The 20,971-nt window shown below is 73.0% G+C and carries 14 protein-coding genes; 1 reads left to right on the forward strand and 13 read right to left on the reverse strand.

Going from position 1 to position 20,971, the window contains the following annotated elements:
* Window positions 1-84 precede the first annotated feature (84 nt).
* Window positions 85-2,712 (forward strand): glycosyltransferase, encoded by a 2,628-nt coding sequence (locus RIN46_RS13840; RefSeq protein WP_309081888.1) that lies wholly within the window; start codon window positions 85-87, stop codon window positions 2,710-2,712.
* A 44-nt stretch (window positions 2,713-2,756) separates the two neighbouring features.
* Here the strand turns inward: RIN46_RS13840 and RIN46_RS13845 are convergent, their stop codons facing one another.
* The 13 genes from RIN46_RS13845 to RIN46_RS13905 form a co-directional block, all read right to left on the reverse strand.
* Complete coding sequence (locus RIN46_RS13845) at window positions 2,757-4,937, reverse strand: hypothetical protein (protein ID WP_309081889.1); 2,181 nt, start codon at window positions 4,935-4,937, stop codon at window positions 2,757-2,759.
* Window positions 4,934-6,556 carry a glycosyltransferase family 4 protein gene (locus tag RIN46_RS13850; RefSeq protein ID WP_309081890.1) on the reverse strand — a complete coding sequence of 541 codons (1,623 nt, stop codon included), beginning with the start codon at window positions 6,554-6,556 and terminating at the stop codon, window positions 4,934-4,936. The genes RIN46_RS13845 and RIN46_RS13850 overlap by 4 nt, the downstream gene beginning before the upstream one ends.
* Entirely contained in the window at window positions 6,553-7,551 is a 999-nt protein-coding gene (locus tag RIN46_RS13855) for a Gfo/Idh/MocA family oxidoreductase (RefSeq protein ID WP_309081891.1), read from the reverse strand. Before RIN46_RS13855 ends, RIN46_RS13850 begins: the two co-directional genes overlap by 4 nt.
* Window positions 7,548-8,660 carry a DegT/DnrJ/EryC1/StrS family aminotransferase gene (locus tag RIN46_RS13860; RefSeq protein WP_309081892.1) on the reverse strand — a complete coding sequence of 371 codons (1,113 nt, stop codon included), beginning with the start codon at window positions 8,658-8,660 and terminating at the stop codon, window positions 7,548-7,550. Before RIN46_RS13860 ends, RIN46_RS13855 begins: the two co-directional genes overlap by 4 nt.
* A complete protein-coding gene (locus tag RIN46_RS13865) occupies window positions 8,657-9,277 on the reverse strand; it encodes an acyltransferase (RefSeq protein ID WP_309081893.1) in 621 nt (206 codons plus the stop codon). Before RIN46_RS13865 ends, RIN46_RS13860 begins: the two co-directional genes overlap by 4 nt.
* Window positions 9,278-9,282: 5 nt before the next feature.
* Complete coding sequence (locus tag RIN46_RS13870; RefSeq protein ID WP_309081894.1) at window positions 9,283-10,584, reverse strand: nucleotide sugar dehydrogenase; 1,302 nt, start codon at window positions 10,582-10,584, stop codon at window positions 9,283-9,285.
* Between the two features lie 210 nt (window positions 10,585-10,794).
* Window positions 10,795-12,351 (reverse strand): glycosyltransferase family 4 protein, encoded by a 1,557-nt coding sequence (locus RIN46_RS13875; RefSeq protein WP_309081895.1) that lies wholly within the window; start codon window positions 12,349-12,351, stop codon window positions 10,795-10,797.
* A 2-nt stretch (window positions 12,352-12,353) separates the two neighbouring features.
* Window positions 12,354-14,588 carry a glycosyltransferase gene (locus RIN46_RS13880; protein WP_309081896.1) on the reverse strand — a complete coding sequence of 745 codons (2,235 nt, stop codon included), beginning with the start codon at window positions 14,586-14,588 and terminating at the stop codon, window positions 12,354-12,356.
* Window positions 14,585-15,361 (reverse strand): hypothetical protein, encoded by a 777-nt coding sequence (locus RIN46_RS13885; protein ID WP_309081897.1) that lies wholly within the window; start codon window positions 15,359-15,361, stop codon window positions 14,585-14,587. Before RIN46_RS13885 ends, RIN46_RS13880 begins: the two co-directional genes overlap by 4 nt.
* Before the next feature lie 22 nt (window positions 15,362-15,383).
* Window positions 15,384-16,613, reverse strand: coding sequence for a UDP-N-acetyl-D-mannosamine dehydrogenase (wecC, locus tag RIN46_RS13890; RefSeq protein ID WP_309081898.1), 1,230 nt, complete (start codon window positions 16,611-16,613; stop codon window positions 15,384-15,386).
* A 172-nt stretch (window positions 16,614-16,785) separates the two neighbouring features.
* A complete protein-coding gene (locus RIN46_RS13895) occupies window positions 16,786-18,636 on the reverse strand; it encodes a glycosyltransferase (RefSeq protein WP_309081899.1) in 1,851 nt (616 codons plus the stop codon).
* Window positions 18,633-19,838: a glycosyltransferase family 4 protein gene (locus tag RIN46_RS13900; RefSeq protein WP_309081900.1), complete on the reverse strand. Its 1,206-nt coding sequence runs from the start codon at window positions 19,836-19,838 to the stop codon at window positions 18,633-18,635. Before RIN46_RS13900 ends, RIN46_RS13895 begins: the two co-directional genes overlap by 4 nt.
* A gap of 2 nt (window positions 19,839-19,840) precedes the next feature.
* Window positions 19,841-20,950, reverse strand: a complete 1,110-nt coding sequence (locus RIN46_RS13905; RefSeq protein ID WP_309081901.1) for an LCP family protein — start codon at window positions 20,948-20,950, stop codon at window positions 19,841-19,843.
* Between the last annotated feature and the right edge of the window lie 21 nt (window positions 20,951-20,971).

Here is a 20,971-nt window from a genome sequence, read left to right on the forward strand (position 1 = left end):
CCCGCCGCGCACGACGACGAACGCGCTCGCGCAGACCGCGACCCGGCCTCCGGCGGCCGCGACACACTGGATGAGGAGCAACGGATGACGAACGGGCAGCGCCCGCACCTGGCGATGCTGGTCGGCAACCTCGTGGTCGGGGACTCCCGGGTCCTCAAGGCCGCCGAGAGCGCCGTGAGGTCCGGCTACCGGGTCACCATCGTCGGGGAACGGAACCGAACCGTGACGCCCTTCGGGGCACACGAGGACATCCCGATCTACCGTCTCTCGATCCCCTTCGAGCGGACCATCCGCCGTCAGGCCGAGGAGGCCTTCGGTTCCGCGTCCAACGCGTGGCGATCGCGCCTGCTCGCCGGCATGCTCGAGGACGAGGACGTCGATGCCGACGCCGTCGAGCGGCGGCACCGCGGCCCGGCACAGGGCTCCCCGGCGGACCGGGTCCGGGCCCTCGTGGGCGCCCGGCCCCGGCGCGGGGCGGGTCCGGCGGGCGCGGCCAGCGACCGCGTCGACGTCGGGACGGACGGCGCCGAGGCGGGCGCCCGCCGGTGGCGCGCGACGTTCGAGCGGATCCGCACCGGCCCCACGGCTGACGGCCTGCGCGAGGGCGCCGCCGTCGTCGGCTCCCGGTACCGCCGGCTCTGGCCGCAGATCGAGGACTACGAGGAGGCGTTCCTCCGCGCGCTCGTCGCGCTGGAGCCCGACCTGATCCATGTGCACGACCGGCACCCGCTGCCCGCGGCGGACACCTACGCCGCCTGGCGTGCTGCCCAGGGCCGTCCCGTGCGCTGGGTCTACGACGCACACGAGTGGCTCCCCGGAGTGCACTTCGCCGGCGGCCCGGCGGTCCGCACGGCCTGGCTCGCCGCGGAGCGGGACCTGATCCGCCGCGCCGACGCGGTCATCTCCGTCTCCGACGAACTGGCGGACCGCATGCAGCAGCGCCACCGCCTGCCGGAGCGCCCCGCCGTCGTCGTCAACGCACCCTCCGCGGGACGGCACCCGATGGACCCCTCCGACCGCCGCACCCTGCGCCAGGAGTGCGGGCTCGACGCCGCCACGCCGCTGCTGGTGTACGTCGGCAAGCTCTCCGAATCGCGCGGCATCTTCGACGCCGTCGCCGCTCTGCCGCATCTGCCCGGGGTGCATCTGGCGTTCGTCGCCAACCGGGATCCCAGGCTCCGCGAGCGCTTGCGGGAGTCGGCGGCGGCGCTCGGCGTCGCCGACCGCGTGCACCTCCACGACTACGTGCCCGCGCGCAATGTCACCTGGTACGTCGCCTCGGCGACGGTGGGCCTGAGCCCGCTGCACCCGACGACGGCGCACGAGGCGGCGCTGCCGACCAAGATCCGCGAGTACATCCAGTCCGGCCTGCCCCTGGTGGTCTCCGACCTCGCCGCGCAGGCCGCCTTCGTCCGCGAGCACGGCCTCGGCACCGCGCACCGGCCGGGCGATCCGCAGGACCTGGCCCGGGCCGTCGCCGCGGTGCTCGACGACGTCGACCGGTTCCGCGAGCGGTTGACCGACGAGTTCATGCTGGCGCACACGTGGGAGGGCAGCGAACCCGTCCTCGAAGCGGTGTGGAACGGGCTCCATCCGGCGGCTCCGTCCGGCCCGACCGGCGGCACGGGCGGCACGGGAGCGGCCGGGTCCCACGGACAGGACTGGCTGGTCGTCGGACCCGTCACGCCCGCCCTCCGGGCGATCCTGGGCACGGCGGCCGAGCTGGCGGAGACCGACGGCGCGCGTCCGGAGGTCCGCTCCATCGACCGTCCGGCCGCGCCCGAGCGCCCTGACCTGTTCGGGCGACTCCCGGGCCTGCCGGAGGCCACGGCGGCCGTCTCCGAGATCGCACGGGGCACCAAGGCCGTCGTGCTCGGCGACGGACTGCCGGCGCTCAACGGGCATGCGGGCTCCCCGGAGGCCGAGCGCCTCATCCTGGAGGCGCTGGGATCCCGCTCGGTGGTGGTCCTCGACCCGGACGCGCTCTTCTCCAGGCGCCGGCTGCGCGAGGCGAAGCCGGACCATCCCCTGCTCGACCTGAGCGGTCCGGGGGCCACGCGCTACGACAAGCAGACCGCCCGCATCCGGGAGAGCCTCCGGCATGGCCAGTGGCCGGTGCTGACCTGGGGCGAACTCGCGGCCCGCCAGTTCCCCGAGGCCGCCTGGCTGCCCTACCCCGCCCCGCGGTCGTGGACGGACGGGCGAGCGCAGGAGCACCGGCCCGGCGCGGCGGGCACCGGCGGCCCGGCGCGGGTCCTCCTCGCCGGCGTCCGGCGATCGGCCGCCGAGAACAGGCAGCTGGCGGACGCAGCCGCCGCCTGGCGCGCCGACGGGCTCGAGGTCGTCGAGCTACCGCAGTTCGCTCCCGGGGCGCCGGTCCCGGAGGCCCTGCTGGACTCGATCGGCCGCCCCGCCGTCGTGGTGGACGCGCTGGCCTCGGGAGAGCCGAGCCCCGTGGCCGTCATGGCGTGGGCGCACGGTCTCCCGGTGGTCGGCGGCGCGCCGCACCCCCTGCGGGAGGACCTCGCCCGCACGGCCCCGCTGATCGTGACCGGGCTGGCGGACCTGCAGGAGTCCGTCGTCCGCGCGGCCGCTGAGCTCGCCGAGGAGACGACGGCGGCTGAACACCGGGCGGCGGCCCTCGCCTATGTGGAGCGCGTGCACCGGCAGGAATTCCTGGCCCGGTTCGGTCGAGCAGTCGGCACTGCCTGAGCGGTGACCGCGCGCACGTCGAGGCCCACGAAGGGCCGCGACGCTCAGGGGCGGGCGGCCGTCTGCCGCTCGGCGTGCGCTGCGTCGAGGAGGGCCGTCAGCCGGTCGAGGCGCGACGTCCAGCTCTCCGTCACACGGGCGCGGCGGATGGCCTCCGTGTAGTCGTGCCGGCTCATCGCCTCGAGGGCCTCCGCCACGGACTCCGCCGTCCGCTCGCAGACCGCCCCGATGCCGTTGGACTCGACGAAGTCCGCGATCGCCATATCCCGGTAGGTCAGCAGCGGGAAGCCCTTCTCCAGCATGCTGACGGTCTTGTAGGGGAAGGCGAAGCGCGCATACTCGCTGTCCAGCAGGACGGTGCCGATGGTCGCGCCGTCCCGCGGTGCGTAGACGTCCAGCTCGTCCGTCGTGATGGAGACCCTCGGGTCCTCCTCCAGGCCGTGCGCGGTGAGGAACCGGACGAGGTTCTCGACCTCGGCCGGACGCACCAGGAAGTCGAAACGGAACTGATCGGCCGGCAGAGAGGTGATCGCCCTGAGATAGCTGTCCATGGCGTAGAAGGACCCGATCCCGCCGGCGTACAGCAGCGTGGTGGTCCCGGCCGCGCCGGCGTGCGGAGTGACCGCGTTGGCCGGCGCCACGGCCGGGGGCATGGACGCCCAGCGGTACTCAGTCTCGTCGTGCCCGGCGAGGAGCCCCTTGAACCCCTCGGCCGAGGCTTCGCACGGCGCCAGCAGCAGGTCCGTCCCGTGTCCGGCGATCGACAGTTCGCGCAGTCCGCGTTCGACGAACTCCTGCTTGCGCTCGGGGTCGTCGAGGAAGTCGGCGTCCCTCTCCAGCCAGTGCAGGTCGCGCACGAACCAGGCGCTGCGCCCTCCCGCTTCGCGGAACGCCGCGAAGAGGCGCTCGAGCCCGTCCAGGGTGGTGTCGAAGGGAATCGGCGACGTCGAGTTCTCGGCGTACAGCAGGCCCGCCGGCCGTCCTTCGCGGAGCACCCGGTGGATGAGTTCGGTCCTGCGCTCGAACACGCGGGGCGTGGAGTACACGCGGACGGCCGGGCCGCGCTCGTCGAGGGCCTCCGCCATGTTCCGGACACGCTGCGGGCGCGCTCCGTTGGTGCGGTCCTCCAGCGGGGAGGTGGAGAAGAAGACGTCCAGCGGCCCGTCGGCGACGAGGGCGCGGAGCTCCTCGTAGAGCCGGGGCACGGGCCGCTCCATGGCCCGGCGGAGCGGGACCAGGGGGTCGACGTCGGCTGCGGAGACGATGGCCCTCCCGGGCCGCCCCGCGGCCGAACCGCCCGCCGACTCCAGGACCTCGTCCAGCAGCTCGCCGAGACGGGCGCCCCGGCCCGTGCGGGCGAAGCCCGCCCGGTCGGCCCAGAAGCCGAGGCCAATGGTGTCCTCGACGACGAACCGGTCGCGGGTCTGCGGCGCGCAGAGGGCATCGGCGATGCTGCTGTGGTCGCGGGAGACACCGATGAGCACCGCATGGGTGTACCCGGCCAGGCGCGTGCTGGCGATGTCGTCGAAGCGGCGATTCCGCTGCGCGTCGCGCAGCCGGTAGAGCGAGGCCGCCGAGACGGTCTCGGCGGTGCCGCCGTGGCGGTGCGCGACGGCGTCGAGCATGCGCCGGTAGGCGTCGAGCCGCGCCTCTGGCATGCCCTCCGGGTGGAGCACCGCGATCCGGGGCCCCTCCCCCGTCTCCGCGGCCGCGCGGGGGTCCAGGAGCGGCCGGAGGCTGCCGACCGGGCGGTCCACGTGGAGCAGGTGAGCGCTGTTGGATCCCTTGGCCAGGGCCTTGTCGAACTCGTACTCGTCCTCCAGGAGGATCCGTCCGGCGGCGCTCGTCAGGGCGGCGAAGTCCTCGGCGAGTACGGGCCGCGCCGAGGAGAAGTCCAGATCCCCGCGCCACAGCAGCGGGGTGAAGGCCCGCTCGCAGTGCCGGGCCATCGCCCCGCCGGCGGAGAGTCCGGAGGTGACGACGTCGTCGTACTCGCCGCCGTCGACGAGAAGCCGGTAGAAGCCGTTGAGCGCGTTCCCGGTGCTGCGGTAGCTCCAGGTCCGCACCCAGTCGGGGACCGCCTTGGCCGGATGGTAGGCACGCCGGCGCAGCCACTGCGCGCTGCGCGCGTCGAACACGTCGACGGTGTGGCCGGCGTCGTCAAGCACGTCCACCCACATCGCCTCGGCGGGGCTCATCCCGGACGTGAGCAGCAGGATCTTCACGACTGGCTCCCTTCGCTGGCAGGTGTCCCCGGCGCGTCGCCGCGCTCCCGACCGGTGACGCCGAGCAGGCGCAGCTCCTTGCCGATCGTCGCCTCCGGCCCGCTCTGCCGGGCGACGCGCTCGGCCGCCGCTGCGGACATGCGCAGGAAGCGCTCGGGGTCCTCGAACAGACGGATCAGACCGGCGATCATGGCATCGGCGTCCTCGCCCGGGGCGAGGACTGCGCACGAATCGTCGACGAACTCCGGGATGGCGCTGACGGTGTTGGTCACGGGGACCAGGCCGCTGGCCATGGCCTCGTCCCGCGAGACGCCCTGTGAATCCAGCCGGCTGGGCACCAGGAAGACGCCGTACTCGCGGTGGAGCAGGGCGATCTCGTCCTGGGACGCGTAACGGCGCTCGACGGTGACGTTGTCGTCGTCCTCGAAGGCCGACTCGAAAGCGCCGAAGTGCCGGCCGTCGCCGATGATGCGGGCCTCGATGCTGTCCCAGTAGTCGGTCTCGCGGAGCCTCGTCAGGACCTCGACGGCGATGTCGCTGCCGTAGTTGAGGTTGCTGGCCGAGCGGATCCAGAGCAGCTTGAAGCGCTGCGCCGCCGGCTTGGGCACGTAGCGGAAGAGTTTGGTCTCGATGACGTTGTGGACCACCTCGGAGCGGGAGGCCGGGTAGACGAGCTCCATGTCCTCCTGGGAGGCGCGGCGCCACCAGTCGGAGACGAACACGAACTTCACCGGCCCCCACGGGTGGGCCAGCACCTCGCGCCAGAGCCCCTGCCGGTCGACGGTGTCCGCGATGGCGGCGTCGACCTGGTCCGGCGTCCGGTAGTTGTAGAGGGTGCGGATCCAGCGGCGCGACTCGAAGCCGTGCATGAAGCAGTAGAACGTCTGGCCCGTGAGGTCGTGCTTGATCTGATCCCAGATGTAGCGGCCCATGAAGTGGGCGCTGACGCTGCGGTAGGACCGGCGGCGCAGCAGCTCCCGCGCCTCGGCGCCGTCGCCGGTGATGACCGCGACGCCGTCGTAGGTGTACGCCGACGGCTCGGTCTCCGGTCCGACCACGACGACGTGCACCTGGGCGCCCGCCTCGAGGTAGTACTTGATGCGGCGGTGGACGAACCCGTTGCCGTACTCGTTGCCGACGCTCGGGTAGACGTTCACGATGACGAGGTGCGTCCCCCCGTCCGCGTCGTCCTCGGTGCCGGCCAGTTCCACGTACTCGTCGACGAGCTCGCGGACCGCCGCGTCCTGCTCGGGGTCGGCGCCGGCCGGCCCCTCGGCCGCCTGCGCGAGCGTCTGCTCGGCGAACAGCCGACGGCGCAGGTGGGCGGCCTCCAGCTGGAGATAGGTGGAGACCTCGCCGGCGCTGTAGGTGCTGCCCCGATGGACGAGGGGAACGTGCGCGTCGGAGAACGCGGTGTCGCCCGGTCTCGTCCTCCGGCCCGCGGAGGCCCCGCGCAGGGCCCGGTCCAGGCGACGCTTCATCTCGGTGTCCGGCATCAGCTCGAACGCTTCGCGGCCGACGTTCTTGACCGGTCCGGGGAGCCGGCGCGCGGCTCGCCCCACGGCCCCGGCCAGCTGCCGGCCGTTGCGGCGGATCGGTCCTGGCAGCCGGGGGGTCATAGCTGGATGCTCTGGTGGGTCCGGGCGGATTCGAGCATGGCCTCGGCGACGCGGAGGGTGTCGAGGCCCTCGCGCATGGAGACGTGGCCGGTGCCGGTCCCGCGGATCGCGTCGCGGAAGGCCTCGTGCTCGGTCTTGAGCGGTTCTGCCTTGGCGAAGGCGTAGCGGGTGACGTTGCCCTCGGTGACGCCGCGGAACGCGGAGAGGGCGTCCCACTCGTGGGGAACGCTGCCGTTCTCGTGGAAGGTCAGGTCCGCGGTGACGGTGTCGGCGACGAAGGCGCCGCGTTCCCCGGTGACGATGGTCAGGCGCTCCTTCATCGGGGAGAGCCAGTTCACGATGTGGTTGGTGATCACCCCGGAGGCCAGGCGGCCGGTCGCGACGATCATGTCCTCGTGCGGTCGGCCGGAGGCGGTGTGGGTCTTGGCGTTCACGTCGGCGAACGGGGACTGGGCGATCCAGGCGGTGAGGTCGATGTCGTGGGTGCCGAGGTCCTTCACGACGCCGACATCGGCGATCCGGGACGGGAACGGGCCCTGCCGGCGGGTCGCGACCTGGTAGATGTCCCCGAGCTCGCCGGCGGCGATCCGGGCGCGCATCTGCTGCAGGGCCGGGTTGAACCGCTCGATGTGCCCGACGGCGCCGACCAGCCCGGCGGACTCGAACGCCTCGACGAGGCGGGCCCCGGCGGTCGCGTTCTCCGCGATGGGCTTCTCGACCATGACGTGCACTCCGGCGGCGGCGAGCTTCATGCCGACCTCCTCGTGCAGGCCGGTCGGGACCGCGCACATGACCGCGTCGACCCCGTGGTCGATGAGCTCCTCGACCGTCTCGTACAGGGGCAGCCCGGCGGCGGCACCGTGCTTGTCGCCGTACGGGTCCGCGACCGCGACGAGCTCGGTGCCCTCGATGCCGCGCATGACGCGGGCGTGGTGCCGGCCCATCATGCCCAGGCCGATCAGACCGGTCCGGATCACGGGCGTGCTGGCGCTCACGGGCGGGCCTCCTCGGTGACGGTGTTGACGGCGTCGACGATCCGCTCCAGATCCGACGGGGTCAGCGAGGGGTGCACGGGCAGCGAGAACACGGACGCGGCGGCGGTGCGCGTGTTCGGCAGGTCCGCCGCCGGGCCGGTGCCGGCGAAGGAGGGCAGCTCGTTGGTGGGGACCGGGTAGTACACCCCGGTGCCGACCCCGAACTCGTCCTTCAGCCGGGTCAGGATCGAGGCCCGGGCCGGGGCGAGCGCCTCCGGCAGGGCGACGGTGTACTGGTGGTACACGTGCTCGGCCCCGTCGAGGACGACCGGGGTCCGCACGTGCTGCAGGTGCGCGTCCAGGTAGGCGGCGTTCTCCTGCCGCTGCGCCGTCCATCCGCCGACCCGGGTCAGCTGGACCCGGCCGATCGCGGCGTGGATGTCGGTCATCCGGTTGTTGAACCCGATCAGCTCGTTCTGGTACTGGGTCTCCATGCCCTGGTTGCGCAGCAGGCGCATCCGCCGGCGCATCTCCTCGGAGTCCACGGAGACCATGCCGCCCTCGCCGCTGGTCATGTTCTTCGTCGGGTACAGGCTGAACATCCCGAACGTGCCGAACGTGCCGACGGACCGGCCGCCGAGCTTGGCCCCGTGGGCCTGCGCGGCGTCCTCGAACACCAGCAGCGAGTGCTTCTCGGCGATCCGGGCGAGCTCGTCCATGCGGGCCGGGTGACCGTACAGGTGCACCGGCATGATGGCCTTGGTGCGCTCCGTGACCAGTGACTCCACGTGCGCCGGGTCCAGGGTGTACGTGTCCAGGTCGATGTCCGCGAACACCGGCGTCGCGCCCGTCAGCGCCACCGAGTTACCGGTCGCGGCGAACGTGAACGCCGGGACGATGACCTCGTCCCCCGGCCCCACACCGGCGGCGAGGAGGCCCAGGTGCAGACCCGAGGTGCCCGAGTTCACGGCCACGCAGTCCCGGCCGTCGACGAGCTCGCGGGCGAACTCCTCCTCGAACGCGGCGACCTCCGGGCCCTGGGCGACCATGCCGCTGCGCAGCACCCGGTCCACCGCCGCCCGCTCCTCGTCCCCGATGACCGGCTTCGCCGGCGGGATGAAATCAGTCATGGAGTCTCCTCTTCCTTCACGAGTACGTCGCCGTCCTGGCGATAGGTCTCACCGGTCTCCGGGCACACCCAGCGGTCCCCGTCGCGCTGCTCGAGCTTGCGCCCCGTGGTCCCGACCCAGCCGATCCGGCGGGCCGGGACCCCGGCGACGAGCCCGTGGGCGGGCACATCACGGGTCACCACGGAGCCGGCCGCGACGAGCGCCCAGTCGCCGATCTCGACGGGTGCCACACAGACCGACCGGGCTCCGACGGACGCGCCCCGGCCGATGGTGACGCCGACGGCCTCCCAGTCGGCCGCGGACTTCTGGGTCCCGTCCGCGTTGATCGCCCGCGGGTAGGTGTCGTTGGTGAGCACGACGGCGGGACCGATGAAGACCCCGTCGCCGAGCCGCGCCGGCTCGTAGACCAGCGCGTAGTTCTGGACCTTGCAGTTGTCCCCCATCACCACGCCGGTGCCCACGTAGGCGCCGCGGCCGATGATGCAGTTCTCGCCCAGGACGGCGTTCTCGCGCACCTGCGCGAGGTGCCAGATCTTGGAGCCGTCGCCGATGCTCGCCGCCGTCGAGACGTCGGCCCCCTCGGCGGTGAGGAAGCCCGTGCCGTTCTGCTCGCCCACGGCGCTCAGGCGGTCTCGGCGGGCAGGCCGATGACCCGGCGGGCCACGCCGTCCCAGGTGACGGGGTCGGTCATGTTGCGGCCGTCCACGAGGGACCGGATGCCCGGCAGCTCCGCCGGGGCCAGGTCCTTGTAGTCGGCGTGGTCGGTCTGGATCACGGCCGCGTCGACCGGCTCGCCCAGATGGTACGGGGCGAAGCCGAGGGAGGAGAGCTCCTCGTCGGTGTAGAGCGGGTCGTGGACCAGCACCTCGGCCCCGTGCGCCTTCAGCGCGTCCACCGTGGCGAAGACCCCGGAGAACGCGGTCTCCTTCACCCCGCCGCGGTAGGCCGCCCCGAGCACCACGACGCGCTGGCCGCCCAGGTCCCCGTGCACCCCGGCGAGCATCCCGACCGCGAAGGCCGGCATGTCCGCGTTCGCCGCGCGCGCGGTGGCCACGATCGAGGCCTCCGGATCGTTCCACAGGTACAGGCGCGGGTAGACCGGGATGCAGTGCCCGCCCACAGCGATGCCGGGACGGTGGATGTGGCTGTAGGGCTGGGAGTTCGAGGCCTCGATCACCTTGTAGATGTCGATCCCGTTCTCCCCGGCGAACCGGGCGAACTGGTTCGCCAGGCCGATGTTCACATCCCGGTACGTGGTCTCGGCCAACTTCGCCAGCTCCGAGGCCTCCGCACTGCCCAGATCCCACACCCCGTTCGGGCGCGGCAGGTCATCGCGCTCGTCGAAGTCCAGCACCGACTCGTAGAACTCCACCGCACGCCGCGCGCCGGCCTCGTCCAGACCGCCGACCAGCTTGGGGTACTTCCGCAGGTCCGCGAAGACGCGGCCCGTCAGCACGCGCTCCGGGGAGAAGACGACATGGAAGTCCTCGCCCTCGACGAGCCCGGAGCCCTCCTCCAGCATCGGCTTCCACCGCGTCCGGGAGGTGCCCACCGGCAGCGTCGTCTCATAGGAGACCAGCGTGCCCGGCGTCAGATGCTTGGCCAGTTCGGTCGTCGCGGCGTCCATCCACCCGAAGTCGGGCTTCGCGTCCGCGTCGACGAACAGCGGCACCACCAGCACGACGGCGTCGGCCCCGGGGATCGCGTCCGCGTAGTCGGTCATCGCCCGCAGCGCACCGGAGCCGACGGTCTCCGAGAGCTTCTCCTGCAACTGGTCCTCGCCCGGGAACGGCTCGCGCCCCGCGTTCACCAGATCCACCACCCGCTGGTTCACATCGACCCCGACCACCTCGTGGCCCTTCGTCGCGAACTGAACCGCCAACGGAAGCCCGATCTTGCCGAGCGCGATCACTGCGATCTTCACCAGTACGTTCCATCCTTCGTGTCTCAATGGGAGGTCCGGGAGCGGTCCGCCAGGGACGATTCGCTCAGGACGCGAGCGCGCCGGGCGCGTCGATCCCGACCAGACTAGCACCGGAGATGGCGCTCAACCGGGCGCTCGGGCCGGGGTGGCGCAAGTCATCCGGACGTGGAGGAGCACGGACCGCCTCGGGCCCGGGAAGGGGGCACTGGCTCAGGTCGAGCGGCGGAGGCCCATGAGGGCGAGCTCCCGCTCGACCGTCCGGTCGGGCAGGCTGCGGCCGCGCACGTTCGCCACCGCCCGCCGGGACCGCCGGAGGTACTCGGCCGGATCGTCCAGGAGAGCGGCGATCCCGTCGGCCATCGCCTGCACGTCCTCGGCCGGGGCCAGCACGGACTCGGTGCCGTCCACGAACTCGGGGATCGCCGCGACGGCATTGGTCACGGGGACGCAGGCGCACGCCATGGCCTCGTCCCGGGAGACCCCCTGGGTGTCCAGCCGGGACGGGACCAGGGCGATCCCGTGGGTTCGGTAGAGCTCCGCGACCTCGCCCTGGGAGGCGAAGCGCTCCTCGATCCGGACGTTCGGGTCCCCGGCGAAGCGATCCGTGAACTCGCGCATGTGCGCCCCCTCCCCGATCGCCGTGATCCGGAGCCGGTCCCAGTGCGGGCTCGACCGCAGCGTCTCGAGGGTGCGGGCCGCCAGATCGGCGGCGTAGTTGGGCCGGCTCGCGGAGCGCACCCAGACCAGCCGGAACCGGTCATCGGCCGAGCGCGACTCGGCGCCGGTGCCGGGGTGGAAGACCGCGTCGTCGATCACGTTGGTGATGACCGTGGACCGGTCCGCGGGGAACACCACGTGCATGTCCTCCTGGCAGGCCCGGCGCCACCAGTCGGAGACGAAGACGTAGCCGGCCGGGCCGTCCGCCGCGTCGAGGACGTGGCGCCAGAAGCGCTGGCGCCGGACGGTGGCGGCCACGTGGGCCGGGAGCTTGGGGTCGTCGAGGCCGACGTTGCAGAGCGTCCGCACCCAGTGCCGGGCCTCGAAGCCGTGCACGTAGACGTACCAGTCCAGCTCTGCGCGGTGCTCCCCCACGGCCGCCCAGAGGTAGTCGTTGAGGAAGTGGGTGCTCGCACTGGTGTAGGTGCCGCGCAGTCCGGCCCCGGCCTCGACGGCGGAGAGCAGGCCGCGCAGCACGGGACCGCTGCCGGAGAGGACGCGCACGCCGTCGTACTCGTAGATCCGCGGCGCCGCGTTGGGGCCGGCCACGACGACGTCGACCGCGACCCCCGCCTGCTGGTAGAGCTTCACGCGCCGGTGGACGAAGCCATTGCCGTATTCCGCGCCGGGCCGCGGGTAGTTGTGCACGATGACGAGGTGGCGCGGCGCGGTCCCGTTCCCCGTCTCCGCGGCCTGGGCGGACGGCGCGGCGGCCTGCTGGCCCGTCAGGTACTCCTCCGCCAGGGCCCGCTGCTCGTCCGTCGGCTCCTCGACGGCCGGCCCCTGCCAGGGGTCGGTGCCGAGGCGGGCACGGAGGTGGGCGTTGTCGAGCGCCAGGGCCGTGACCGCCTCCGCCGTCGTGAGCGTGGTCGGCAGGTGCCGCCGCCAGTCGGGCTCGGCAGTCCCCCGGCCGGCCGCGGCGCCCCCTCCGGGCGCCGCCCCGTGGCGGTCCAGCGGCTCGTGCGGAGCAGGGTTCGCCCGGGGGCCCGCCGCGTCCCGGAGTGCCCGGATCCGGGTCAGCGCGCGGCGGGCGCCCGCGGGGAGCCGCACGGTCAGTCCCGCCCGAGGAGCAGGCCGAGCCAGAGCCGGTTGACCTCGCGCTCGTCGAAGCGTCCGGCGATGCTGCGGGCGTGCTCCACGAGCTCGGCGCGTCGCCGCGGGTCGGCGTCGGTCCGGAGGATGAAGTCCGCCGCGGCGGCGGTGTCGGGGACCACGAAGTCACCGCCGAAGATCCCGTGCACGCCGGGGCGCTCCCAGAGGACGGGCAGCCCGCCGCTGGCCATGCCCTCGGCCGGGGCCAGGTGGAAGCTCTCGGTGGTACTGGGCGAGAGGACCCAGCCGATCTTGGAGAGCCAGTTGCCCATGTCGGCACCGAAGGGCTCGAAGGCGACGGCGTCGGCGATGTCGCTGCGGCCGAGGCGTGCGAACCAGTCCAGGTACGCCTCGCGCTGCTCGGTCTTGCGCCACTCGTGCGGGTACTCCCACGGCAGCCGGCCGCGGATGTGCAGGGTGTAGCGATCGTCCTGCTCGCGCAGGAGGCGGAGCGTGTCGAGGGCACGGTCGAGGCGCTTGCGCAGCGGCACGATCCCTACGAGGCCGAGCCGGAACTCGGCCCCCTCGGTCTTGGGCCGGTCCAGGTCGGCGACGCTGACCGCGTTGGGGACGACGGCGACCTGTTCCGCCGGGACGTCCAGCCGTTCGCAGACCATGTCGCGGTACAGCGGAGAGACGGTCACGAACCGGTCGACGCGGGACGTGTTCAGGTCGTCCAGCCAGCCGCCGCGCAGCTCGAACATGTGCAGCCGCACGATCAGGCGCTGGCCGTCCCGCTTGTGGTCGGCATACCAGACGGAGTTGGGCCCGGCCCACTCGCACATGACGACGTCGGCCCAGTCCAGCAGGTGCTTCGACGCCGCCTCGTCGTGGCGGTGCAGCGTCTCCCAGCGGTCGAAGCGGACCTCGATGTCGGGGCGCGACGTCAGCAGGTCCACCAGTTCGCCGGCGAACTTCAGGTCGTGTCCGGCCACCAGGACCCGGCACGGCCGGCCGCCTCCGTCCGTGCGCAGCGGCGCGGCCGCCTCGTCCGGCAGGACGCGCTCGAGGTAGCCACGCAGAACGTGCGCGCGGGCGCTGACGCGGTAGGGGTCGGCGACGGTGCGGACGCGCTCGGCCAGCGCGGGCAGCTGCGGCAGGGCGGCGGCGATGGTCCGCGCGATGTCCGCGGGGGTGTCACGGGCCGCGTCGATGAACAGCGGGTAGTCGGCTCCGAGGAGCTCCTCGTGCAGCGAGGTGCGGTTGAGCAGGGGCGGCACACCGAGGGCGCAGCTCTCGAGGACCTTGGTAGAGAGCTCGACGCTCAGGTCGAGCGCGGGCGAGCGCCAGCCGAGGGAGATATCGGCGGCGCTGGTCAGGGCGGTGGCGCCGGCCCGGTCGTGCGCCCCGGCCCAGACGACGTCGGCGCGCGGGGTATCCATGACCTCCCGCATCCGCTGCGGCCAGAGCGGCTCCTCCTCGGAGCGCTGGACCTTGTCGCCGACCATGGTCAGCTCGGCCTCGTGCCCGAGGCCGCGGAGCTCATCGACGATGCCGGGCATGAGGTCGGTGCGCCAGTCGCGGGCGAACTTGCCGGTGTAGACGAGCTTGATGGCCCGCTTCCCGCCGGCGGCATCGGCCGCGGTCTCCGTCGGGGCGTCGGCCGGCGACTCGGGTCCGGCGGGCGCGCCGAGCGCGTCGGGGATCATCGGCGTGAGCTCGACGGTCCGGCCGGCGGCGGCCGGCACGGCGGCCTCGAGCACGGCCCGGGCCTGCGGGGTCTGGGCCAGCACGAGTCGGCTCGCCTCGGCGATCTCTCCCAGGGTGGCCCGGCGGCGTGCGTCCATCGACTCCGCCGGGTAGGAGAACTCGGTGACGTAGGACCAGAGTCGCCCGGCGAAGGCTTCGCGGGCGGCGAGCTCGGCGCACATGTGGATGCCGCGGACGAAGACGACGTCGTAGGGCTGCCGGGCGTCAAGCCGCTCCAGGGCGTCGGCGGCCTCGGCGCAGGTCATGGTCTGGTGGCCGCTTCGGACCGTGGCGGCGAGCACGGTGACGCCGGGCACCGTGCGCAGTACACCGGAGAGCAGCTCGCGCTTCTCGGCGGCCTTGAGCTGGACGTCGACGCTCGCGCCGGCGGCGGCCCACGCCTCGGCCATCGAGGTCAGCCACACGGCGGAGCCGTCGAGGACGTTGAGGTCGACATCCCCGTAGAGCAGGACGCGGACCGGTTCGTGGTGCAGGGGCTGGCTCATGTGGTGGGTCCCATCACGCTGCGGACGACGTCGATCACGCCTCGGGGCGCGTCGCCGGGGTCCTCGGTCGGGTGCTCGGCCGCGCGGGGGCCGGCGACGAGCTCGACGCGCCCGTCCTGGCGGAGCGCGGCCCCGCCGGGCGTGAAGCGCCCGGGGCCGCGGTCGACGATCCAGACGGTGGCGCCGTGCGCTCGGGCGCGGTCCACCGCGGCGTGGAGTTCGGAGAAGAGCCCGGTCCCGGCGGCGGTCAGCCCGCCGGCCCAGAGACCGCCGAATCCGTCCAGGTCGACGATCAACGCCTCGGCGCTCGCCTCCCCCGCGGTGGCCGCGGCGGTCCCGGGGGTGAGCGGGACGACGTCGTACCCGGCGGCCGCGAGGGCGGCGGCGAGGTCCGGCGCCAGGATGCCCGCGATGCGGCGGCGCTGCGTCGGCTGGACAGGGCCCGCGGTGCGCAGGGCGGCGACGAGTCGGTCGGCGCGGTGGGGGTCCGCCCCTGCGGCGGCCGCGGCACGACCGGAGCGTGCGACGGCGCCGGCCGGCTGGGCATCGAGCGCGAGACCCAGCGGGTCGGTGGGACCCGAGGGGCCGCGTCCGCGGCGGCCGCGCGGCGTGCCGGACCGGACCGGGAGCGCCGCCTTGAGGCGGCGCTGCACCGGCTCCGGCAGGGTCTGGGCGCTGCGGCGGAGCACCCGCTTGATCTGCTTCTTCTGCTCCGGGCTCAGGTTGCGCTGGACCAGCTTCACGGGCTGGCGGAGGTAGCGTCGCAGCTTCATGCGGGGAGGGTGCTCCTGTCGGCTAGGCCCGGTTGAGCAGGCCGCGGCTGTCCACCACGTGCTTGCCGTCGAAGGCGGTGGTCTCGAGGGCCTTGAACTGGCTGTGGTCCACGAGGATCAGCACCGTCCCGGCCCGCTCGAGGGCGTCCTCGATGCTCGCCAGCTCGATGTTGCGGCGGTTGGCCAGCTGCTTCGGCAGCGCCTCGATGTGCGGCTCCACGGCGAGGATGGTGCGCTCCGTGTACTGGTCCGCGAGGTCGGCGGCGATGTGGACGGCCGGCGACTCGCGCAGGTCGTCGATGTCCGCCTTGAACGCCAGGCCGAAGACCGCGATCGGGGCGGTGGAGTCCTCCTCCTTGGAGACCTGGGCGATGACCCACTCCGGCTTGGCGTCGTTGGTCTCCCGGGCCTGGCGGATGAGCTTCGCCTCCTCGGGGGCGGCGGCGACGATGAACCAGGGGTCCACGGCGATGCAGTGGCCGCCGACGCCCGGGCCGGGCTGGAGGATGTTCACACGCGGGTGGTGGTTGGCGAGCTTGATGAGCTCCCAGACGTTGATGCCGAGCTTGTCGGAGATGACGGACAGCTCGTTGGCGAAGGCGATGTTGACGTCGCGGAACGAGTTCTCGACGAGCTTGGCCATCTCGGCGGTCACGGCGTCGGTGAGGAGGATCTCGCCCTCGCAGAAGCGCTGGTAGAGATCGCGTGCGGCCCAGGCGGCCTCGGGCGTGATGCCGCCGACGATGCGGTCGTTGGTGACGAGCTCGATCATCACGCGGCCGGGCAGGACGCGCTCCGGGCAGTGGGCGACGAGCAGGTTGTCCAGGCTCAGGTCCGGGCGCAGGGCCAGGATGTGGTCGGCCAGGTGCTGGGTCGCCCCGGGGGGCGAGGTCGACTCGAGGATGATGAGCTCGTCGCCGCGCAGCTGCGGGGCGATGTTGGTGCCGGCGGCCTCGATGTAGGAGAGATCGGCAGACTTGTCGTCGTTGAACGGCGTCGGCACCGCGACGATGTAGGCGTCGGCCTGCGGCGTCTCGAGGGAGGCCTTCAGCGTGCCCTCGGCGACGGCCTTGGCGACGTGCTGTCCCAGGTCCGGCTCGACGAAGGGGACCTCGCCGCGGTTCACGGCGTCGACGGTGTTCGGGTTGACGTCCACGCCGACCACGGTGGTGCCTTTGGTCGCCAGGATGGCGGCGGTGGGCAGGCCGATGTAGCCGAGGCCGATCACGGCGACGGTCTTGATCTCTGTCATTGAAGTCTTCCTCTAGCGGTTCGGAGCGGCGCGGTCAGCAGCGTCTCACGCACAGGGCACGGTCCCTGGACGCCTACCGCCCGCGGACCAAAACTCCTCCAGTATAGGAGGCGGCAACGACGATCCGGCGGCAAAGCTGTGATCCGGCCGTGATATCCGTGTGAGCCTTCACTCACCGGGGACCGCGGACGCCTCCCCCCGCCGACCCGACGCCTCCCCCCGCCGACCCGGCGTCCCCGCCGGCCGGCCGCGCGAGCAGTCGCCGGTAGACGCGCTCGTACTTGGCGGCATTGGCTGTCCAGGTCCGCTCCTCGAGGGCCCACGCCCGCCCGGCGCGCCCGAGGCCGCTCGCCGCGCCGGGATCGGAGAGCAGCGCGTCCAGCTTCGCGGCCAGGTCGGCGACGTCGCCGGCCGCGAAGCGCAGGCCGTTGACGCCGTCGTGCACCAGCTCGGCGAGGGCCGGTAGGTCCGTGGCGACCACGGGGCGCCCGCTCGCGGAGGCCTCCACGGACTTCAGGGGTGTCACCTGCCGGGTGACCTCGAGGTCCTTGCGCGGCACGGCGAAGACGGAGAGCGCCTGGTGGTAGAGGTGCGCCTGCTCCCGTGGGACCCGGCCGGCGAAGACCACGCGGTCCGCGATCCCGAGGCCGGCGGCCTGGTGCTTGAGGGCTGGGAGGGCGGCGCCGTCGCCGGCGACGAGCAGCCGGACGCGCGGGTGCCGGTCGTGGATCCGGGCGAAGGCGCTGAGCAGGTCGTCGAGCCCCTCGTAGGCGACGATGCTGCTGACAGTCCCCACGTAGGTCCAGTCCGGGTCGAGTCCCAACGCGGCCTGCGCGGCGCCGGGCTCGAGCGGCTCGGCGAGGAATGCCTCCCCGACGGCGTTGGGGCAGATCTGGATCCGTGCCGGGTCGACGCCGGAGCCAACGAGCTCGGTCTGCATGGCCGCGCCGAGGGTCACGACGGCGTCGGCGCTGCGCGCCACGTCCGCTTCGCGCTCCTTGAAGTACCGGTACCGCTCCGACGTCCGGGCCTCGGCGGGCCGGCCCGAGGCCCAGGTGTCCGCCAGTTGGCCTCGGACCTCGTAGACCCAGGGGATCCCGAAGGCCTCGGCGACGGCACGGACCACCACCGCGTTGAGGAAGTCGGTGGTCGTGTGCAGCAGGGCGGGCCGGACCTCGGCGACGATCCCCGCGAGGGCGTCGGCGTACTGCTGCAGCCGACCCGAGAGGCCGCCGCGGATCGCCGGCGGCAGGATGCGCCGGTACGCCAGGCCGTCGACGACGTCCTGGTCCGCGGCGAACGGCTTGCCGACCTGGACCGGGTAGCCGATCCGCGTGGTCGCGGAGACGTCCCAGCCGTCGGCTGCGAGGGCCGTGAGGATCGAGTGCGACCGCTGCGCGTAGCCGGAGCCCGTGTGCGGCAGGGAGTTCGTCAGGACGTGCATAATGCGCCGGTCGGCCGGCCGGTACCCGCGCGGGGCGGTGACCGAGGGGCGGGAGCCCGCGTACACGTCCAGTTCGGAGGCGTAGCGCCGGTGGAGGGCGGCCGCCGGGCCGCCGCGTCCGGCGAGCAGCTCCACCGCCTCGGTCATGCGGCCCAGGTGCCAGGCGAGACGTGCCCGGGCAGCGGCCGCCGCGGCGGTGTCGGGGAGAACGTCGAGGAGCCTGCGGGCGGCCTCGACGTCGCCCACGGCGGTCGCCACCTCGGCCAGACGACGGGCGGTCCCGGCGGAGAGGTCGTGACGGCGGGCGACGGCGTCGGCGAGGTTGGCGTGCAGCCGGGCCGTGTCCCCGTTGACGGCCGCAGCGATATTGCCGACGGTCGAATCGGTGCCCCGCACCGTCGCGGCGACGCCTCGAGCGGCCGCGTGGACCGGCCGTTGGGGGAGCCGCCGAGCGGTCTGCAGGGCGAGGACCACCGGGTCGTCGGTCAGGTGGTCCCAGACGGTGTGCGCGGTGAGCCGCAGGTTGGTGGCCAACTGGCCGGCCTGCTGGAGGGGGCGCGGGGCCGGTGCGGTGCTCATGCTGCGGGGTTCCCTCTCGTCAGGGTCTCGATCAGGTCTGCGTAGCGGCGGCCGAGCCGTCGGAGGTCGCAGTTCTCCGCCACCCAAGCCCGGCCGGACGCCGGGACTGCCAGACGCTGCGGCCGGTCGGCCAGATCCTGCCACAGTGCGGCGATGGCGTCCGGGTCCGGGGCCACGACGTCGGCCGCACCCGTCCCCTCCAGCAGCCGGGCGGCCTCGCCGCGGACCACGGCGGTGATGTGCTTGCCGATGGCGAGCAGCTCGTACGTCTTCGAGGGGATGGTCCACTCGAAGCTGCGCCAGTCGTCCCGCAGGGAGACCACGCAGGTGTCGGCCCAGGTGTAGTGCGCGAGCGTCTCCTCGCCGTGGCTGGGTGGCTGGAAGTCGACGTCGGCGCCGGTCCGGCGGGCGTAGGCCTCGAGCTCGGCCTTGCGGGCTCCGTTGCCGACGAGCCGGAGGCGGACCCGGTCCCCGGCGAGTCGGGCGGCGTCGATGAGCTTCTCGAGGCCCTGGCTCTCGCCGTGGTTGCCGAGGTACAGGACGCGCAGCGGCTCCGCGACCGGCTCGCGGGAGGGCACGGGTGCGGGCAGCTGATCGGCGGGGAAGCCGTTGTAGACGGTCTCGACGCGCCGGGCCCCGCGACCGCGCAGGACATCGGCGAAGCCCTCGGTCACGGTCACCACCAGGTCGGCCCGGCGCTGGACGAAGGTGAGGACGCGCTCCATGAGGCCCGGGCGCGACGAGGTGACGATCTGGGCGTCCCGGGCGAGGTCCGGCCAGGCGTCGCGCATGTCGACCACCAGCGGGCTTCGGCGCAGCCGGGCCACGGCATAGCCGGCGGCGATGTTCGGCAGCGCGGGGACGGTGACGACGACGACGTCGGGCCGGGGCGCTGTCAGTGCGCGGGGCACCATGAGTACTGCGCTGGTGAGGTTGCTGGCGAGCTTGCTGAGCCGGCCCTCGGTGTGGTGGATGAGCGGGACGCGGCGGATCCACTCCCCGCGGCCGCCGCGCTCCACGCCGAGCACCGTGCCCCGCTGGGCCCGGCTGACGGAAGCCGGGGCCAGGCCGGGGTGGGCGACCGGGGTGACGACGTCGCACTCCCAGCCGCGGCGGCGGAACTCGCCGACGAAGGCTCCCCAGCGGCGCTGCGGCGCGGTCACCTCCGGCTGGTAGGAGTGCGTCAGCAGCAGTACGCGCACGCCTACTCCCCCGCCTGCGGCGTCTCCGGGGCCGCGGGGTCGGCCACGACCTCGTTGCTGATCGCGCCGCCGTAGGCGTTGGTGCCGATGCCGCTGGTGACGAACTCGTCCAGGGTGTCCGTCCGCAGGGCCGTGCGCAGTGCGGCGAGGGCCTCCTCGTCCTGGAGGATGATCTCGGCGCCGCCTGGGCCCTCCCCGGGGGGACCGGTGGGGATCGTGAAGAAGTGCACGTCCCTGGTCCGGACGTCCTTCAGCTCCACGGCGAGACCGGCGATCGTGGCCCCGTCGAGTGTCTGGTCCACGGTGATGTACTCGGAGAACTTGTCCACGATGCTGTGCACCTTGACCGGGTTGGACAGCGTCGCCGGGTTCAGGAAGTCCTTGAGGACCGCCTTGATGAAGAGCTGCTGGTTCTGAACGCGCTGGAAGTCTCCCTCCGCGAACGCCTTGCGTTCCCGGACGAAGCGCAGGGCCTCGTTCCCCTCGAGGTGCGTGGTCCCGGCCTCGAAGCAGGTCGGGTGGGTGTGGCCCGTACAGAACGCGCGGGGGTTGTCGACGGTCACGCCGCCCAGGGCCTCCGTCAGCGCGCTGAAGCCGCCGAAGTCGATGGAGGCGACGTTGTCGATCTGCGTGCCCAGCAGGTCCTCGACGGTGTCGACGACGAGTGGGTAACCGCCGATGTTGTAGGCGGCGTTGATCTTGCGCTCCCCGTGCCCGGGGACGTCGACCCAGAGGTCGCGGACCAGCGACATGACGTAGATGCCGCTGCGGTCCTTCGGGATGTGGACCAGCATCATGGTGTCCGACCGCTTGCCGTCCTCGCCCTTCACAGAGGCGACATCCTGCCCGTCGCCGCGCGAGTCGGACCCGAGCAGAAGGATGTTGCGAGATCCATCCACGTCATTGACCTGGCGACCGGCGAGGCCAGCGTCGACCGTGTTGGCCTTGGCACTGAAAGTCGTCAGGAGGTTGCCGACGTAGCCGCCGGCTCCGACGAGGGCGATCAGGACGAGTGCGAGTGCAGCGAACAGGGCCGGGCGCTTGGAGCGGCGCCCGCTTCCCTCGGCCCGGTGTCGGGGTGTGTAGCGGGAAGGTGAGTCGGATCGTAGCAAGCTCGCGGCTCCTCGGGAATG

Origin of the sequence: Zhihengliuella sp. (assembly GCF_031178195.1) — a bacterium.
In the GTDB taxonomy this organism is placed as follows: Bacteria; Actinomycetota; Actinomycetes; order Actinomycetales; family Micrococcaceae; genus Zhihengliuella.

Coding starts and splice junctions, on each gene's coding strand:
- wecC (WP_309081898.1), bottom strand. CDS start 16,613: ATGACAGAGATCAAGACCGTCGCCGTGATCGGCCTCGGCTACATCGGC.
- RIN46_RS13840 (WP_309081888.1), top strand. CDS start 85: ATGACGAACGGGCAGCGCCCGCACCTGGCGATGCTGGTCGGCAACCTC.
- RIN46_RS13860 (WP_309081892.1), bottom strand. CDS start 8,660: ATGACTGATTTCATCCCGCCGGCGAAGCCGGTCATCGGGGACGAGGAG.
- RIN46_RS13885 (WP_309081897.1), bottom strand. CDS start 15,361: ATGAAGCTGCGACGCTACCTCCGCCAGCCCGTGAAGCTGGTCCAGCGC.
- RIN46_RS13850 (WP_309081890.1), bottom strand. CDS start 6,556: ATGACCCCCCGGCTGCCAGGACCGATCCGCCGCAACGGCCGGCAGCTG.
- RIN46_RS13880 (WP_309081896.1), bottom strand. CDS start 14,588: ATGAGCCAGCCCCTGCACCACGAACCGGTCCGCGTCCTGCTCTACGGG.
- RIN46_RS13895 (WP_309081899.1), bottom strand. CDS start 18,636: ATGAGCACCGCACCGGCCCCGCGCCCCCTCCAGCAGGCCGGCCAGTTG.